This window comes from Burkholderia sp. WP9 (genome assembly GCF_900104795.1).
In the GTDB taxonomy this organism is placed as follows: Bacteria; Pseudomonadota; Gammaproteobacteria; order Burkholderiales; family Burkholderiaceae; genus Paraburkholderia.
Map to the genome: position 1 here is coordinate 532,752 of NZ_FNTG01000001.1, position 17,830 is coordinate 550,581.

12 protein-coding genes are annotated in these 17,830 nt (G+C 63.0%); 3 read left to right on the plus strand and 9 right to left on the minus strand.

Going from position 1 to position 17,830, the window contains the following annotated elements; translation table 11 throughout:
• Nucleotides 1-76: 76 nt before the first annotated feature.
• The gene (tssF, locus tag BLW71_RS02340) at nt 77-1,963 is read right to left on the minus strand and encodes a type VI secretion system baseplate subunit TssF (RefSeq protein ID WP_091792870.1); all 1,887 of its coding nucleotides are present in this window, start codon (nt 1,961-1,963) and stop codon (nt 77-79) included.
• Between the two features lie 871 nt (nt 1,964-2,834).
• On the opposite strand from tssF, the gene BLW71_RS02345 reads away from it, so the two are divergent.
• Complete coding sequence (locus tag BLW71_RS02345; protein WP_091792871.1) at nt 2,835-4,220, plus strand: hypothetical protein; 1,386 nt, start codon at nt 2,835-2,837, stop codon at nt 4,218-4,220.
• Nucleotides 4,221-4,407: 187 nt separating this feature from the next.
• Here BLW71_RS02345 and BLW71_RS02350 read toward each other — a convergent pair whose 3' ends face one another.
• Nucleotides 4,408-5,106: an aspartate/glutamate racemase family protein gene (locus tag BLW71_RS02350; RefSeq protein ID WP_091792872.1), complete on the minus strand. Its 699-nt coding sequence runs from the start codon at nt 5,104-5,106 to the stop codon at nt 4,408-4,410.
• A complete protein-coding gene (locus BLW71_RS40680; RefSeq protein ID WP_143048275.1) occupies nt 5,103-5,321 on the minus strand; it encodes a hypothetical protein in 219 nt (72 codons plus the stop codon). The genes BLW71_RS02350 and BLW71_RS40680 overlap by 4 nt, the downstream gene beginning before the upstream one ends.
• Between BLW71_RS40680 and BLW71_RS02355 the strand changes: the two genes are divergently transcribed.
• Nucleotides 5,320-6,612, plus strand: a complete 1,293-nt coding sequence (locus tag BLW71_RS02355; RefSeq protein ID WP_091792873.1) for an amidohydrolase family protein — start codon at nt 5,320-5,322, stop codon at nt 6,610-6,612. The genes BLW71_RS40680 and BLW71_RS02355 overlap by 2 nt on opposite strands.
• Nucleotides 6,613-6,711: 99 nt before the next feature.
• Here BLW71_RS02355 and BLW71_RS02360 read toward each other — a convergent pair whose 3' ends face one another.
• Nucleotides 6,712-8,820, minus strand: a complete 2,109-nt coding sequence (locus tag BLW71_RS02360; protein ID WP_091792874.1) for a M3 family metallopeptidase — start codon at nt 8,818-8,820, stop codon at nt 6,712-6,714.
• A 326-nt stretch (nt 8,821-9,146) separates the two neighbouring features.
• Between BLW71_RS02360 and BLW71_RS02365 the strand changes: the two genes are divergently transcribed.
• A complete protein-coding gene (locus tag BLW71_RS02365; protein WP_091792875.1) occupies nt 9,147-10,262 on the plus strand; it encodes an acyltransferase family protein in 1,116 nt (371 codons plus the stop codon).
• Nucleotides 10,263-10,432: 170 nt separating this feature from the next.
• Here BLW71_RS02365 and folD read toward each other — a convergent pair whose 3' ends face one another.
• The 5 genes from folD to fixL all read right to left on the minus strand — a co-directional run bounded on the left by folD (nt 10,433) and on the right by fixL (nt 17,583).
• Complete coding sequence (folD, locus tag BLW71_RS02370; protein WP_091792876.1) at nt 10,433-11,293, minus strand: bifunctional methylenetetrahydrofolate dehydrogenase/methenyltetrahydrofolate cyclohydrolase FolD; 861 nt, start codon at nt 11,291-11,293, stop codon at nt 10,433-10,435.
• A gap of 240 nt (nt 11,294-11,533) precedes the next feature.
• Nucleotides 11,534-12,475, minus strand: a complete 942-nt coding sequence (locus tag BLW71_RS02375) for a DUF2950 domain-containing protein (RefSeq protein ID WP_091792877.1) — start codon at nt 12,473-12,475, stop codon at nt 11,534-11,536.
• 18 nt (nt 12,476-12,493) lie between these two features.
• Nucleotides 12,494-13,855: a DUF3300 domain-containing protein gene (locus BLW71_RS02380; RefSeq protein WP_091792878.1), complete on the minus strand. Its 1,362-nt coding sequence runs from the start codon at nt 13,853-13,855 to the stop codon at nt 12,494-12,496.
• Nucleotides 13,856-14,425: 570 nt separating this feature from the next.
• Nucleotides 14,426-15,070, minus strand: a complete 645-nt coding sequence (fixJ, locus tag BLW71_RS02385) for an oxygen response regulator transcription factor FixJ (RefSeq protein ID WP_007181270.1) — start codon at nt 15,068-15,070, stop codon at nt 14,426-14,428.
• Nucleotides 15,067-17,583 carry an oxygen sensor histidine kinase FixL gene (gene fixL, locus BLW71_RS02390; protein WP_091792879.1) on the minus strand — a complete coding sequence of 839 codons (2,517 nt, stop codon included), beginning with the start codon at nt 17,581-17,583 and terminating at the stop codon, nt 15,067-15,069. The genes fixJ and fixL overlap by 4 nt, the downstream gene beginning before the upstream one ends.
• Between the last annotated feature and the right edge of the window lie 247 nt (nt 17,584-17,830).

Here is a 17,830-nt window from a genome sequence, read left to right on the forward strand (position 1 = left end):
TCATCAGCAACTCCCTTGGCGAGCAACTCAGATAGGGTGGTAAATCAGGCACTGGAAAATGAGATCGTCACGCTGCTCAAACCGCGTCGCGCGTGCCGGCGCGCGGTGGCCAGCGTCCAATTCGCCCGCGCTGCTTCGAGCGCAGTACGGTCGTGGTGAACGAACGAGGCGACACATGGCGTGCCACGTAGCGTTCCAGCACGAGCGCAAGCGTGTACGGGCTCACGCCACCGAACTCCGTTTCGTCGAAAGTCAGCTCGCATTCAATCCCGCGGCCGAACATGTGATCGCCGTCGAGCGCCAGACGACGGTTGACAGGCGTGGCGGTTGCGCCCACGAGCCCCGCGACCTGACGCCGCAATTCATGAGACTCGGTGCCCAGGTACAGGTCCATCAGCGTGCGCAGTGCGTCGCCGGCGCACGGTTGATCCGGCCGGCCATCGAACGCCCTGTAGGTGAAGCTCAGTTGTCCGATCAACTGCCATGCGCGCCTACCGAACGCAAGCGGTGGCCGTGGCGTCGTCGGCGCGCGTAGCAGGCCAATGCTCTTTTGGGGAATCGAGCTCGCCACAGACAGGTCGGACACGCCGTTGCGCGGCACCACGCACGGGAGGTCACGATTGGTCAGGAGCGCTTCGAGCGACACATTGCGAATGCCTTCGGCATCCGGCATTCCGTTTTCGTCCAACAGCGAGAGGAACGTGCGTGTTTCCGTGAACGGCCGGCGGCTGCCGTAGTGGCGGGAGTCATCAGCCGGGCGGGCCAACTCGCGCCGTATCGTAAAGTAGCGCCCGCTTTGACCATCGCCATCCCGGTAGCGCGCGTGCAGTGGATGGAATCGCAGCGCTTCGGCATGTTCCGAAACCTGTCCCCAGGCACCCGATACCGAATACACCTCGTAGTCGCGCGGAAATTTGGCCACAGGCACGAGCGGGTGGTCAGCTGCCCGAGCGCCAAGCGCCAGCCACTCGGTGCGCCGTGGAAACAGGTTGATGATGGGCGTGCAGAACAGCGCGAAATGCGACGCGTCGACCGTCTCTGCCAGCTTGTCCACGCGGCGGTCGAGTAACACGATGATTTCAGCCTCAGTGCTGCCGATGGCGGACAACCCCTTGCCAAGGCCGGTGAGCGTGAAAAACCAGAAGCGTGCGGGACAGCTGAAATACTCCTGCAACAGGTTGTGCCCGTGAAACTTGTGAGGAACGGCGGGCAGCAGGCTCTGTTCCGGTTCGAGTGCATCATGCACGACCGCATTCTCGGTGACGACATGCAGCGTGCCGGTCGTGAACTCGCCGGGTACGCCCGTGATGGTGGCCACGCCGGCCGCGTGAACCAGTTCGAACAGGTGTGAGGCGCTCGCTTCGGCGCCGGCCAGGCAGACCGTCAGCCGGTCGAGTTCCGCGAGACTTGAGATCGGTGCGCCGTTGATCGTTCGCAGAAGAAGCCGCAGCGCGCCCTGTATCTGCACGTCTTGGGCGACGTAGCGGCCGAGCCCCGGAATGTCGGGCGGGATGCCGGTTAGCCGTGCCTGCGCGATTTCCAGTGGATACAACGTCACGTCCTGGCTGCTGCGGAACTCACAGGCCGTCAACTCACCGTCTGGCACGCGTGACATGAAGGCGGTGCCGCGCGGCACCACGGTTGCGTTGGCGAACTGCTTTCCTCGTACGAGCGGGAACACACGCGCGACAGCCATTGAGGGAGTCTGGCTGACATAGTTCGGATAGAGGGTTTGCAGCAGCGGCTGGGTGAACTCCGCGAAGGTTTCATCGAGGCGCATCTGCATGCGCGCGGTCGAGAAGGCCGATGACTGGAGCAAGCGCTCGACGAAGGGATCGCCGACTTCGCCCGCCTGCATGCCGAGTCGCTTCGCGATCTTCGGATGCGCGTTGGCAAACTCCTGCGCCAGTTCGTGCATGTAGAGCAGTTCGGCGTTGTAGTGCTCAAGAAGTCGCGGATGCATCTGTGCACATTATCTCGGGCAGCGCCTTGGCAAGGCAAACGGAAGGGTGCGTCCGTTGCAGGGGTGGACACGCGTGTCCTCTACATATCCCATCGCTATGTCATCCTTATTATTTGAGTTGAAAGACAGACCGGAACCGTCATTGAAGCGTAAGCCGGCCCATCCTGCCATCGGAAAATTCACAAAAGGGCGGGAGATATTTCCCTTAGGGCGCACGCGTCGAACACAGTGCGAATTGACTGCGCGAGGTCAGCGCGCACTGCTTTCCTGATCGGTCCCATTAGCGTTGCAATGATTTGCCTTGCGTCGTTGGTCGAGTCAGCGGTTACGGCCTCTCCAGGCTCCTGTGTTTTGCCCTGACCCGTTGCGACACTTCGTCAAACCGGCCGTCGACAATCTGGGTTCGTGCCGTTTAAATATGACGTGTACGACGCAGATGAATCAGCAAAGCGATGCTGTCGCCGTGAGCGCTGTGAGAACCTGCATGATTCGCGATGAGCGAAATCTGATCGCTACCTTCGATAGCGGCACGGTGATTCTTATCCCGCGGCGCACAGCGAGGCTGCATAGCTAGCCGGGAACCGATTCACGTCGTGACCGCTTCCGCTCATGGGCGTTGCCGCTGCGGACAAGCCACCACCGTTCAGCAAGACAATCCATTTACCAATTAAGGTGTTCGTCAACGGCCTTGTTCCGAGTCGTGCATATGCCGGCCAGGTGTTGGGAAGCGAAGCGGGTGAGCAAACACCACCCGTGCGAGAAACAGATCGGCACACTCCATCTTGTCGCGCCAGGCGCGCGGCCCTCTCGCGCTACGTGCACAGGCAAGCGGATCGCGAGAGGCTCCTCAATGGCTAACGGATGGATGGATATGGCATCGAACTTGAGTGTGGGAACGAACGTGGTCACTGGTCAGGAATCCTACTTTGGTGACGTGAAGCTGAAACCCGAGCAGATCAGGCTCGTCAATGCGAGCCCCCAGTTTCAATCCCAATTATTCGATTATGGCAGTGACGTGAGTTCGGGCAATATGGATCCGATGAGCAGGGGTAAAGACATCGCCACGTATTTCGACGGCAGGCACATCGTAATCGGTCAATATCAACACTCGACGATGTCAGACGCTGCTGTGCTGGGTCATTTGTCGCATGAAATTGGTCACTACGAGAATCGCGCGAACGATAAAGCGTTCAAGTCGCAGTATGCCGTCAATCCGCGCGATCCCCAGGCCTATAACGTGGCGGCGCTAATCGGTGCTCATCAAGAAGGGGAGGCGGTCGCGAATAACTATCAGATTCAACAGGAAATCCAGAAAAACACGGCCTCTGGGAACGCGCCTGCAACCCAGATCGACGTTAGCGGACTCCGAGGCGTCCAGGAAAAACTCGATGCGCTGCACGCAGTCGATGTAGGCGCAGGCAAGTCGAGCGCGGAGGATCGCAATAATCTTATCGTTGCCGGGATGAACGCCTATGTTAATGCAAATCCTTCCACCGCGACCGGTAAGTCCTACTACCAATACTACGGGGAGGGCAGTCGCGCGCCGGCACCTGAAACCGGCAGTATCAAGCAGGTAGAGTTCACCGGCGACGAGCAGGGTGACATTAATTCGATGACTGAGCATTGGGCGTCCGGCGATGTCGGCACGCAGACGTTCTCAAGAGGCAAAATCCAGACTGCAGAACTCGCGGACGCTCACGGCGAATTAACCTCGACAGCGGCCTATAGTTACGCAAAGGACGGTGCCTATTCGGTCGACGTCAGGAACGGCGCGGGGCGTGAAACTGAGCGTGCCGAGTTCAATGCGGACAGGTCAGGAACAGTGCGCGATTATGCGAGCGATAACTCGTCTCAAGCCACTTCGTTCGATGCGAAAAACCGCAACACGCAGATTGCCCAATTCGACGGCAAGGGAGAGAAAATCGAAGCGAATTACATCGTTCCAGAAACGGGGAAGTTCGCAGTTCAGGATCGCAAGTCAACGGACGGCGGGCGTACGGTGTCCAACTATGATGCAGAAGGACGTGTTCGGGCGCAGTTCCAGTACGATCGCGATGGACAGCCCGTATTGTCGCGTGACCTTGACGAGAATGGTAAGGATACGTTCCTGGTGGAGTACCACAAAGACGGTAGCCGGACAGTCGCAACTGTCAATGCCGACGGTTCCGAGACTGCCCATATAGTTGACAGGAACGGCATGCGTGGCAAGGACGTCACGTTGCAGCCGCCAAAGGAAGCGGGCGCGGCTGAAGCCTGACGGGTTGTTTGACCGGTGCGCGGGGCAGCCGAGCCGCTGCCCTGCACGCAAGGCAATCAAACCGTACGCCCAGCCAATAGGATGATATGGTCGTCCGCGCCGCGCATGGTCATATGCCTTGAGCGCCGCCAGCGGCAGTTGGGCGCGGACGCGTGCGCCGAAGTTTTCCGCTCCGCCCGTGCGGCCCTCACTCCCCACCAATCGCCCACTCCACCGCCGCTTGCGCATGCAACGCGGTCGTATCGAACACGGGCAACACCGAGTCTTCCGGCTTGATCAGCAACGTAATTTCCGTGCAGCCGAGAATCACCGCCTGCGCGCCACGGGCGGCCAGCGCCTCGATCACACGCCGATACACCGCGCGTGAAGCGTCATTCACCTTACCGTGGCACAGCTCGTCGTAGATGATGCGGTGCACCTCAGCACGTTCGGCTTCATCCGGAACCAGTGTTGTCAGGCCATAGCGCTCGCGCAGGCGCCCTGTGTAGAAAGTCTGCTCCATCGTATAGCGCGTGCCGAGCAAACCCACTCGCTCGACGCCGGCCGCACGCAACGCGTTGCCGGTCGGGTCGGCGATATGCAGGAACGGCACGTCGATCGCCGCTTCGATCGATTCATACACGCGATGCATCGTATTGGTTGCGAGCAGCACCAGACCGGCGCCGCCGCGTTCGAGTTGGCGCGCGGCATCGGCCAACTGTCGGCCAAGCGTGTCCCAGTCGCCCGCGCGCTGGAGCGCTTCGATCGGCGCGAAGTCGACGGTGAGCATCAGGCTGCGGGCGTTGTGGTGGCCGCCCAGGCGCGCTTTGGCGTGGCGGTTCAGGAGCCTGTAATACTCGGTGGACGATTCCCAACTCATCCCGCCGATCACCCCAATTGTTTTCATGGGCCTGCTCCCTGAGTGAATGACGGCGCGGCATCGACCGTCTGTCCGGCGAGTATAGGCGGGCGGCCGGACGCGCAGCCGGTACGGATCGCGCGCCGCTCGCCGGTACGGCCAGATGAAAAAACGCGCAAAAAACGCCGGATAAACGTCGCCACGCGCTTTCTGACGCCGATAAAATCGTGATCAATCAGGAAGGGCCAAAGGGAGCGATACATGGATCTGATCATCCGCCGCGCGACGTTGCCAGCGGGCGCCGCGCCGCAGCACAAGGAGCCGGTCGACATCGGCATCGAAGCGGGCCGCATCGTCGCCGTCGAACCGAATCTGGCCGCGAGCGCGCGCGAAGAAATCGATGCCGCCGGTTCACTTGTCACGCCGCCGTTCGTCGATCCGCATTTCCATATGGACGCGACGCTCTCGTACGGATTGCCACGCGTGAACGCATCGGGCACGCTGCTGGAGGGCATCGCGCTATGGGGCGAACTGAAGCCGGACCTCACGCAGGAGGCGCTGATCGAGCGCGCGCTGCAGTATTGCGACTGGGCCGTCGCGCGCGGGCTGCTGGCCATCCGCAGCCACGTGGATGTGTGTGATCCGCGCCTGCTCGCGGTCGAGGCGCTGGTCGAAGTGAAACGCCGCGTCGCGCCGTATCTCGACCTGCAACTGGTGGCCTTTCCACAAGACGGTGTGTTGCGCAGCGCGGGCGCTTTCGAGAATCTCAAACGGTCGATCTCGATGGGCGTGGATGTGGTCGGCGGCATTCCGCATTTCGAGCGCACCATGGCCGACGGCGCGCAGTCCGTGCGTCTCTTGTGCGAGTACGCGGCGGAGCAGGGCTTGCGCGTGGACATGCATTGCGATGAATCGGACGACCCTTTGTCGCGTCACATCGAGACGCTCGCGGCCGAAACGCATCGGCTCGACTTGCAGGGGCGCGTGACCGGCTCGCATCTGACCTCGATGCATTCCATGGACAACTACTACGTCAGCAAACTCCTGCCGCTAATGCGCGAGGCGGGCGTCGCGGCGATTGCGAATCCGCTGATCAACATCACGCTGCAAGGCCGCAGCGACACCTATCCGAAACGTCGCGGCATGACACGCGTGCCGGAAATGATGGCAGCGGGCATCAACGTCGCGTTCGGCCACGATTGCGTGATGGACCCGTGGTACAGCCTCGGCTCGGGCGACATGCTGGAAGTCGCGCACATGGGTTTGCATGTGGCGCAGATGACGGGCGTCGAAGGCATGCGCGCCTGCTTCGACGCGGTGACGGTGAACGCCGCGCGCATTCTCGGCCTCGAAGGCTACGGCATCGCGCCGGGCTGCGCGGCCAATCTCGTGTTGCTCGACGCGCGCGATCCGGTGGAAGCAATCCGCTTGCGCGCGGCGCGTCTTGCTGTGGTGAGTCGCGGCAAGGTGGTAAGCCACGCGCCGGCTGCGCGTGCCGCGTTGTCGCTCGAAGGGCGGCCATCGGAAGTGGATTTCAAACTGCATCGCGCCTAGCTGCGCGTTCAGCGCTGACAAAGAAAAAGCCGGTGCTTGCGTTAAGCAAGTCACCGGCTTTCATCGGCTCACCCAAGCGCCGACGCTCGCATTAACCCCTCAATGCGCCGCGCCCGGCGTCATGCCGTTGTGACGCAGCAGTGCGTCGATATTCGGCTCGCGGCCGCGGAATGCCTTGAACGATTCCATCGCCGGACGGCTGCCGCCCACTTCCAGAATCTCCTTGCGATAACGCATGCCGGTCGCCTGATCGAGCACGCTGCCGCTCGCCGCTTGCGCCGCTTCTTCAAATGCCGCGTAGGCGTCGGCAGAGAGCACTTCAGCCCATTTATAGCTGTAGTAGCCCGCCGCATAGCCGCCCGCGAAAATATGGCTGAACGTATTCGGCCAGCGCGAGAACGGCGCTTGCGGCACGACGTGGAAGCGCTCGTTGATTTCGCTCGCGAGTTCGGTGGCGTTCTTCGTGCCGGAGGCGTCGAAGCCGGTATGCAGTTGCATGTCGAACATCGAGAATACGATCTGGCGCAGCGTGCCCAGACCGCTCTGGAAGTTCTTCGCGGCGAGCATCTTGTCGAACAGTTCGCGCGGCAACGGCTTGGCGGTTTCGACGTGCGAAGTCATGTCGCTCAGCACGTCCCACTCCCAACAGAAATTCTCCATGAATTGCGACGGCAGTTCGACCGCGTCCCACTCCACGCCGTTGATGCCCGACACGCCCAGCTCATCCACACGCGTGAGCATGTGATGCAAGCCGTGACCGAACTCGTGGAACAGCGTGATCACTTCGTCGTGCGTGAAGCAGGCGGGCTTGCCGCCGACCGGCGCCGAGAAGTTGCAGGTCAGATACGCGACCGGCGTTTGCACGCTGCCATGCGTGTGCTTGTGACGGCCGCGCGCGTCGTCCATCCAGGCGCCGCCGCGTTTGCCTTCACGCGCATACAGATCGAGGTAGAACTGCGCGACGAGCCCGCCGTCCTGATTCTCGACGCGGAAAAAGCGCACGTCCGGATGCCACACGGCCGCTTCGTCGCGGCGGATGCGCACGCCGAACAGCGTTTCCGTGACCTTGAAAAGACCCTTGAAGACAGCGTCTTCCGGTAAGTACTGTTTGACCTCGTTCTCGGAGAACGAATAGCGCTTCTGACGCAGACGCTCCGCGGCAAACGTCATGTCCCACGGTTGCAGCTCGCTCATGCCGAGTTCGTTCGCGGCGAATTCGCGCAGCTCCTTCCAGTCCTGCTCCGCATGCGGACGCGCACGCGTGGCGAGGTCTTCGAGGAAGCTCATGACCTGGGCGGGCGACTCGGCCATTTTCGGCGCGAGCGAGACTTCGGCGAAGTTGTTGAAGCCGAGCATGTGCGCTTCTTCGGCGCGCAGCTTCAACTGCTCGGCGAGCACCGCCGTGTTGTCCCACTCGGGCTTGCCGTTGCCGTATTGCGGGCCGAGCTCCGAGGCGCGCGTCACGTATGCGCGATACATCGCCTCGCGCATGGGGCGATTTTCCGAGTACTGCATCACCGGGAAATACGACGGGAAATGCAGCGTGAATTTGTAGCCGGTTTTGCCTTCGCGCTCGGCCGCTTCCCTGGCGGCTTCGACCACGTCTTCGGGCAGGCCGGCCAGTTGCGCTTCATTGCCGGCTTCGACGATATACGCATACGCATTGGTCGCGTCGAGCACGTGATCCGAAAACGCTTTCGAGAGCGCCGCCTGACGTTCCTGCAATTCGGCGAAATGCGGCTTCTGGTCTTCCGGCAATTCCGCGCCGGACAGGCGGAAATCGCGCAGCGCATTGCCGAGGATCTTCTTGCGTTCGCCGGTCAGCGAGGCGAAATCGCTACTGGCATGCAGCGCCTTGTACTTCTCGTACAGCGCGAGATTCTGTCCAACGCTCGACCAGAATTCGGTGACACGCGGCAGATTCTCGCCATACACGGCGCGCAACTCGGGCGTATCGGCGACGGCGTTCAGATGGCCGACCACGCTCCAGGCGCGCGACAGCGGTTCGGTCGCGCGCTCGACCGGTTCGACCACGTCGGCCCACGAGGCGGGCGTGATCGGCTGGGCGGCGCGCTCGACGGCGGCGGCAGCGTCGGCGAGCAGCACATCGAGGGCGGGCGTGACGTGTTCGGGACGGATTTGGCCAAAGCGCGGCAGGTCGGAGAAATCGAGGAGCGGATTGTCGTGATTCGAGGCGGTAGTGGACATGAGGCTTCCTGTCTGACGCGGGTGAACGGGTAATCGGTGCATGGACGGGTATTCCCTTGGGCAACGCCCTTCGGGGCGCGCGCGACGACGCCCTGTCGCAGCCGATACAGACATTATTGGGGCAGGGCGCGCCGATTCCAATCCGTCGGCAGACAAATTATCAGATGTCGCCGTGCCGTGCGGGTTGCAGGACAAGCGGGACAAGCGCGGCGCGGGGGCAAAAGCGCCACTGTGCTTTGTGCGAAAACGAACGGTTCCAATTGCTGCTATGCGGCAAGGTGGGGTGTCGCTACCGGTCAGCGGCGTTTTTCGTAAAAGAGGTATGGATGAACCCGCTTTCGGATGCGTTATCGCGCAAGGGCAACAACTTTGATCTCGTGCGGCTGCTGGCCGCTATCGCCGTCGTCTACGGTCATTCCTATCTGCTCCAGGCGCCGGACGGCACCACGGATTGGGTCCAGAACGCGCTGGGTTTCGACGGTTTTGGCGCGCTCGGCGTGTACGCCTTTTTCCTCTTGAGCGGCATGCTGGTCACCGCCAGCTTCGACCGGCAGCGCTCGGTGCCGCGCTTCGCCGTCTTGCGCATCGCGCGCCTGTGGCCGGCGGTCGCGGCCGGTTCGCTGGTGACGGTGTTCATCGTTGGCCCGCTGTTTACGACGCTGCCGCTGCGCGAGTATTTCGCCTCCGGCATGACGTGGGCCAACCTCGACAATTTCTCGACCATCGTGCTGAAAACCGGCTGGGCGCTGCCGGGCGTGTTCGAGCACAACCGCTTTCCCGTCGACGTCTGCGCCCCGCTCTGGACGCTGCCGCTCGAAGTAAGGTGCTATCTGATCGTGCTCGTGACCGGCATGGTCGGACTGCTGTCCAGTTCGCGCGGCGTGGCGCTCGCTGCCGCGCTGGGTTGCGCCGCGTTCGTACTGCGCGTGAATCTGTCGCATTGGCAGGTCGGCTTGCGCGATTTCAGCGAAACGCCCGGCGGGTATTCATTCTGGCCGGAGCCGTTTTTCATGCTGGGCATGCTGCTGTACGGCTGGCGTGAACGCATCGACATCAACGGTCTGACGGCGCTGGCGCTCACGATGGTGTTTCTGGTGTTCCGCGACACGGCCGGCGCGCAGCCGCTGTTTTATCTGGCCTTCGTGTATGGCGTGCTGTGGGTCGGAACGACGCCGTTGTTGCGGCGCCTCGTGCCGCGTCACGATTACTCGTACGGCATCTATCTGTACGGCTTCATGGTGCAGCAATGCGTTGCGAATCTCGCGCCGCAATTGAGCCATGTGGCGGCGGTCCTGATCGCCGCGCCGTTCATCCTGCTGTGCGCGGCGCTGTCGTGGCACTTCGTGGAACGGCCCGTGCTGAAGTGGTGCCGCGGGCGTCTGGCGCGCCGCTCGACGCCGCTAGCGACGGGTATGCCGGCAAGCGATCAAGCCGTGCGCTGAGATATGCGGCGCGTGTGGGGCGGGTATATGGCGCGAAGGTGGCGCGGTGTGGCGCCGATCATGGTCGATGCCTGGCGCGAGGCCAGGGGCTGCAAGGTTTCGATGCCGGCGGAGCGGCTCTGCGCTCTGCCGGCTTTCCGCCCGACGTTCACCGCCCGACGTTCTCCGCTTTACGCGCTCGCTGCCGCTTCGCGCTCGGCGGCTTCGATCGTGTTGACGAGCAGCATGGTGATGGTCATCGGGCCGACGCCGCCCGGCACCGGCGTGATATAGCCGGCCACTTCCTTGACGCCCGCGAAGTCGACGTCGCCGCACAGTTTGCCGGCTTCGTCGCGGTTCATGCCCACGTCGATCACCGCCGCGCCGGGCTTCACCATGTCGGCCGTGAGAATGTTGCGCAAACCCGTGGCGGCGACCACCACGTCGGCGTTGCGCGTGTGGGCGGCCAGGTCGCGCGTCTTGCTGTGGCAGATCGTCACAGTCGCGCCGGCTTCGAGCAGCAGCAGCGCCATCGGCTTGCCGACGATGTTCGAGCGGCCGATCACCACCGCGTTCGCGCCCTGCAGCGGAATCTCGTAGGCCGCGAGCATTTTCATGACGCCGTACGGCGTGCACGGGCGAAACAGCGGCTGGCCGGTCATCAGCGCGCCGGCGTTGGCGACGTGAAAGCCGTCCACGTCCTTTTCCGGCGCGATCGCCTCGATCACCTTATGGCTGTCGATGTGCGGCGGCAGCGGCAGCTGCACCAGAATGCCGTGGATGCGCGGGTCGTGATTCAGTTCGTCGATGCGCGCGAGCAGTTCGGCTTCCGGCAGGTCGGCCGGATAACGGTCGAACGACGAGCCGAGGCCATTGTCGTGGCACGCCTTGACCTTGTTGCGCACGTACACTTCGCTAGCCGGATTGTCGCCGACCAGCACCACGGCGAGGCCTGGCTGATGGCCGCGGGCGGTGAGGGCGGCGGCGCGTGCGGCGACGTCCGCGCGCAGGGTCTTGGAAAGGGCGAGGCCGTCGATCAGTTTGGCAGTCATGGTCGGGTCGAGATGGGCAGTTTGGAAAGCGGGGCAGGGCGCAGACGCTCGAGCGGGCCACGCGCGATGGCGCTTTTCATCGGGAATAGGTCGGCACGTGAAAAGCGCGCGGCGCGAATCGGGGTTAAGCGGCGCTGCAAAGTCCGACATTATACCGGCCCTGCCTCGTGCGCCGCGCACGGATGGCCGGTTGCATCGCGGCGTTGCGGGGGGAGACGCGTACGCCGTCGCGCCGGCTCGCTACGGCTGGACCGCTTGCCAACCCGAGTCCGGATCGAACGTCTTGATCGCCGCCGCCGCACGCGTGGTTTGCGGCCCGAGGTTCTTCTGATACACCTGCCCCTCCTGGTTGACGATGAAACTCATCACACCGGTCTTGCCGTATCCGGCCGGCGAGGCGATCAGCCCGAAGCCTTTGGACAGCACGCCGTGTTCGAAGTAGTTCTGCGCGCCACCCTTCGCGTGCGGCCCTTGCGCCGTGAGGATGCGGTAGTGATAACCGTGATAGGCCTCCTGAGGCAGCGTGCCGTTCGGCATGGTGGCGGCGAGCGGTCCAAAGGGGCTTTCCGGTTCGCCTGGCGCCGTTGTCCAATACAGTCCGTCATGCTGTCCCGGCGTACTGACGAAGCGTTGTGCGTAGCGCTGGGTCAGATTGCGATAGTCGTATTGCGCATCCAGGTAGGCGAGCGAAGTCAGGATCGCGGCGCGCTCATTGCGGCCGATGCGGCGCGTCAGCATCTCGTCGCGTGCCGCCGGCAGGTCGAAGCGCCAACCGTTGCCTGCCTGCACGAGCGGAATCGGCAGGTTCCAGCCACTGTAGCCCACCGTCAGATGCGCGGTGACGCGCCCCCTGTCGATAGCCGGCTCCTCGATGATCTGATGGTTTTTCGACCATTCGCCGAGGAACTGGTAGATGTCGTCCTCGCCGATGCCTTCGGTCGGAATGACGCGTTGAAAGTCGCTGCCGAGCACGTGCTTGAGCGCGTCCTCGTCGTTACGGGCGAGCGCTTCGACGAATGCATTGGCGGCGTCGTTGGCGCTAGGGTAGATCGCCTGGGCATGGGCCGGGACCGTGCTGATCAGCAGCACCGGAGCAAGGAGCAGCGTGGCAGTGGTGCCGAGAGCGACCGCCACTGTCAGGACGTTGGCGCGCAGCGTGCGCGTTGAGAATAGACGCATCATCAGAGACTCCTTTTTTGTTCAACGGCCGCGGCCGAAGTGGTGCTCACCTGCGCCGCCGCCGCCCAATCCGCCACTCCAATTGCCGATTCCGCTGCCATGCTGGCCGCTGCCGTTTGCACCGAGACCTGCCGACGTGCGCTGCTGGCCGCTGCCGTTTGCACCGGGCGCGGCGTGCGAGTGTTGCAGGCCGCCCGCGTTCGCACCGCGATCTCCTGCCGCGTACTGCTGGCCATTGCGGCTGGCGAGCGCGTCGCGGCTTGTCTGACCGCGCTGCGTGTCCTGTCGCGCGGCGTTGCCGTCGCCGGCGCCGCGCAGCGCGTTGTCGCGATTGGCGTTCTGCGCGCGGTTTTGCAATTCGGGGTTCGCCGTGCCGCCGTGGCGGATCCCTTGCAGGCGCTCGCTCGCGCTGCCGCCCAGATTCTGGCCGGTGCGGCTCTGCAAGGTCTGCTGTGCCTGAGCGCGGGCGTTGTCCCGGCCGCGATACGCCTCGCGCTGCGTGCCGCCGACGTTGTTGTTCAGGTTGCGTTCGAGATTCGCGTTGTTGACGTTGCGGTTGACGTTGCTATTGCGATTCCAGTTCGTCGTGCTGCCGTTCACGTTGAGCCGGTTGTTCACGTTGATCGTGTTGTACCGGTTCACGTTGATATTGACGTCATGCGAGTTCCAGTTGAAGCCGCCCCACAGTGCGTTCGCGACGGCGATACCCGTGCCGAATGCGAGGCCGGCCATGAAGCTGGTGGCGATGGTGTAGCCGGGCGGCGGCGGCACATACACCGGCGGATAAGCGGGATAGGGCCATACACCGTAGACCACCGTGGGGTTATAGGTCGGCACGTACACCACCTGCGGATTGGCCGGCACGATCTGAATCGTGCTCTGCTCGACCACAATCGTTTGTTGCGCACTCGTTTTCAGATTGCCGGCCGCTTGCGCTTGCCTGCGCAGACGCTGAACGGAGTCCATCACGTCACCAGGCTGGGCAAGGAACGCGGTGCCGAGTTGCGCGACCCAATCGGATTTCGAGGCCATGGTGGCGAGCACCTGCGGAAAAGCGACGAGCGACTGTACGCTCGCGTCCCACGGCTCGGCTGCGACCGCTCTGACCGCGTCGTCGCCCTGCAGCCTGGCGTTCGCTTTGGACCATGCGGCCGCAGCCCGCACGTCTTGCGGAAAGGTCGAGGCCATCAGCACCTGGGCGAGCAGGGCGTCCGGATAAAGCGCGACGGGAGCGGCCAGCGAATCGAGCTGCTGGTTCGACATTCTGGTGGCGGCTTGCGCACGGACGGCGTCCGGCGTGGCGAGCCCGCTGAAGAGTGGCGCGCCCGCGAGAACCGCGCAGACGAACAACGCACGCGAGCGGTGTGCTCCGGATCGTTTCACGATGAATTCCTCCCGGTGGTGTTGATAAGACGCGACGTGGATTCGCAGTACTGACTGCGTCGGTTCGTCGCAATGGAATCTGCCATGGAGTGGCGGAGCGAGCAGGTGTCCGGTTTGCCGTCAAGTGGCTCGGCGAAAACACGTGCTGCTAGAGGGAAACATTCGATCCTATCCGATTGTTTCGCACCACCAGGCGATACGGCGTGCGGCGTTTTGCAGCACGCCATTCCCGCGTTGATCGCGCTATCGACGACAACCGCTAAGGAGTTCTGCGTAAATTAAAGGGTGCGGATCAGTCCGTCAATCTTGTCTGAGGAAAGAAATTGTTGCGAAATCGGGTAAGCATTTGCTGAGTAATGCGTATTATTTTCCGGGAGATGCGTCGATTTAACGCAGTTCGCGTTGATGGCCGTGAGAAGTGTGCGAGGCGCTGAAGGGCGCTGAGGGAATAACAGGCGGGAGAGGGCGAGGCGGGCCGGACTCGTGGATAGTCCGGCCATTGATGCGCGGCACTGTTCCGGTGGCGAGTCCCACGAGGGGACTTCCTTCGGGCGTGCCGGCAGGTGCGGCTTATTGCGCCGGTTGCGGCTTGTTCGACAGCGCGAGTCGCAGCAGGTCGGCGACCGTGTTGACGTTGAGCTTTTCCATGATGTTCGCGCGGTGCGCTTCGACCGTCTTGATGCTGATGCCGAGGTCGTCGGCGATCTGCTTGTTCAGGCGGCCCGCGATGATGCGTTCGAGCACCTGGTGCTCACGCGCGGTCAGCTTGCCCAGACGCTCGGCGGCGGCGCGCTGCTGCTGCACGCTGCTGCTTTCGCTGCGCGCCTTGTCGAGCATGCGCTCGACCAGCTTGCGCAACTCGGCTTCGTCGAACGGCTTTTCGATGAAGTCCATCGCGCCTTTTTTCATCGTGGACACAGCCATCGGCACATCGCCGTGGCCCGTCACGAAGATGATCGGCAGCGACGCGTTGTCGGCGATCAGGCGTTCCTGCAACTCGAGCCCGCTCATGCCGGACATCCGCACGTCGAGGATCAGGCAGGCGATCTGGCCCGGATGCGTGTGCGGCTGCCATGCGTCGATGAACTGCTCGGCGCTGGAGAAGCATTGCACGCGGTAGCCGTTCGCCTCCAGCAGCCAGCGCAGCGAATCTCGCACGGCCTCGTCGTCGTCGACGACAAAGACAGTTTCCTGTGTGGTGACTGGGCTGTTCATAGCTCTCCCGTAACGGTTTGTGGTGTCGGCGCCTGTGACCCGCCGTTGCTCGGGCCGTCAGGCTCTCCAATAGGCAGACTGCAATGGAACGTGGCGCCCGTGATGTGGCCGTCAGATTCGACGTTGTTCACCACCCACAGACGACCGCGGTGCGATTCGATAATCGAACGGCAAATATTCAGCCCCATGCCCATACCATCGGACTTGGTGCTGTAAAACGGTTCGAACAGCCGCTCGGCTGTTGCTTCGTCGACGCCCGGCCCCTGGTCGACGACGCTGATGCAGACAAACCCGCCTTCCAGCCGCACGACCACGCGGATCACCGGATCAACCGCGTTCGGACGGGCTTCGGCCATCGCTTCGGCGCCATTCTTCAGCAGGTTGACCAGCACCTGCTCGATCAGCACCGGATCGACGTAGATCACCGGCAGGCGCGCGCGCAGATCCGTAACGATGCGAATGCGGCGCTTTCTCGCCTCAAGTTCGGCCAGACCCACCGCGTCCGCGACGATATCGGCCACGCGCGTGGCCTGACGCTTCGGCTCGCTGCGCTTCACGAACTCGCGAATGCGCTTGATGATCATGCCGGCACGCACCGCCTGCTGGGCCGTCTTTTCGAGCACGGGCAGCAGATTGTCAGGTGTCGTCCGACCGGATTTAACCAGTGCGACGGTTCCGGAGCAATAGTTATTGATCGCGGCGAGCGGCTGGTTCAACTCGTGGGCGAGCGAGGAGGCCATTTCACCCATCGTCATGAGACGGCTGGTGAACTGCAGCTTTTCGTCCTGCTGGCGCGACAATTCCTGCGCCTGCTTGCGCGTCGTGATGTCGGTTGCGATCTGCATCTGCGCGAGGTGGCCGTCCACCCACTGGATGTACTGGCGGCGCACTTCGAACCATTTCTGGATGCTTTGCACGTAGACTTCCTGCGCATCGGCGGTGCTTTCGGTCAACGCCGCGGCGGGCAGCCCGGCATAGGTGTCCACCATATCGATCGAATCGGACGACGCCTGTGCGCTATCGAACCCGCCGCCCGCCAATTCCAGATGTCCGTCCGGGCGAATCCCGAACAGGTGCCGGTAATAGCGGTTGGCGAACAGCAGTTCGGCTTCGTCGGCGGCCAGCACGGACACGGCCGCGTCGAGGCTTTCGAGCACGGTGGTGAAGCGCTCGTGCGCGGCGGCGAGTTCTTCGCGCGCGCGTTTCGGCTCGGTGATGTCGGTCATCGACGACATCCAGCCGGTCTGGCGGCCCGAGCTGTCGATCAGCGGCGATACATAAAGGCGGGCGTGGAACAGCGAGCCGTCCTTGCGGCGCACCCGCAATTCGAAGCCCGACGAGGGCGCCTTGCCGCGCAGCGTCATGTCGAGCTGGCGCTGCATTTCCGGATAAGCGTCGCGCGGCCAGTAGGCGAACGGCGCGTTCTTGCCGACCAGATCGCTTTCGTCCCAGCCGGTCATGCGGCAAAACGCTGGATTGACGTGGGTGATGCGCCCGTGCATGTCGAGCACGCGCATGCCGATCAGCACCGAGTTTTCCATCGCGCGGCGGAAGAACGCCTCGGCGTACAGCGCCTGCTGCGCCTCGAAGCGTTGGCGCGTGTGTTTCCACAAGCTCCACAGGCTCCACAACACGAAACAGGACAGACCCGCCACCAGCCACACCAGTGTGTTGTTGGTGAAGTTGGTCATCTGCGGGAACGCGTAGACGCGCACCGAGACGCCCTGGCCCGGCGGGTCGAGCGGCAGGTCGTAGAACATGTCGCGCGGCAGGCGCGGGCGGGTCGACGTGGTGGTCAACTCGCGGTTGTTCACATCGATGATCGAGATTTTGTATTTCGCCGAGAGCTCGGGCGGAATGTCGTGCTTGAGGATCCCTTCCACCGAGAACACCGCGGCGATCGTGCCGAGGAAGTCGCGGTCGCGGAACACCGGCGTTTGCAGCGTGATGTAGCCGTTGCCGAGGTCGTCGTAGATGAGCGGCGAATAGACCTGGCGGCGCGTATTGCGCGCCTCGGTGAAGGCGGCTTTGACCGCTTCGTCCATCTGCGTGTCGTTCGGCCTCGCGAGCCGCTGGCCGAACACCGGCAGCGCGGTATTGGGCCAGCGCGGCTGCTGCTGGCTCGTGTACCAGTTCATGTAGAGGATCTCGGGATGCCCCTGCATGATGTCCGTGGTGGACACCTGGAACGAATGCGGATCGGCGTGACCGGCGACCAGATCGCGCGCGAGCGCCTGGATCTGTTCCTGCGCGCCGGTCATGGAAAGACGGATCTGCTGCTGCGCCCACGCGACATTACGGTAAAGCGTGTCTTCCTGCTGTTGCTGTTCGCGCCGGTTCAGGCTCCACAGAATCAGACTCATGACGACCAGAAACACCAGGATCGACAGGAGCGGCGTGAGCAAATAGGAATTGGACCACCACGGTCCGTGGTGCCAGCGGGAGGACGGCGTCGAATCCGCAGGCGAACCGGCGGTGCGCGCCGAGCGTGCGAAAAGCCGTTCGGTCAACATGCGAGGCATTGTAGCGCAGCGTGAAGCTAGTAAATGGCGCAAAAAAGCGCTGAAAGTGCCATTAATCGGCGCAAACTAGCCGACGTATCCGTCGATCGGCAGTCAAATCAGGTTGCGTCGCAACAATTTTCCGCATTATGAGAATCGATCTCGTAATTCGAAAATTTTGTTGCGCGGACGTCGGGACCCTTATTACAATCGGCCGAAGCTGCCGCGGCCGTGCTTCGTCCGCGTCGTCTGTTCAAAG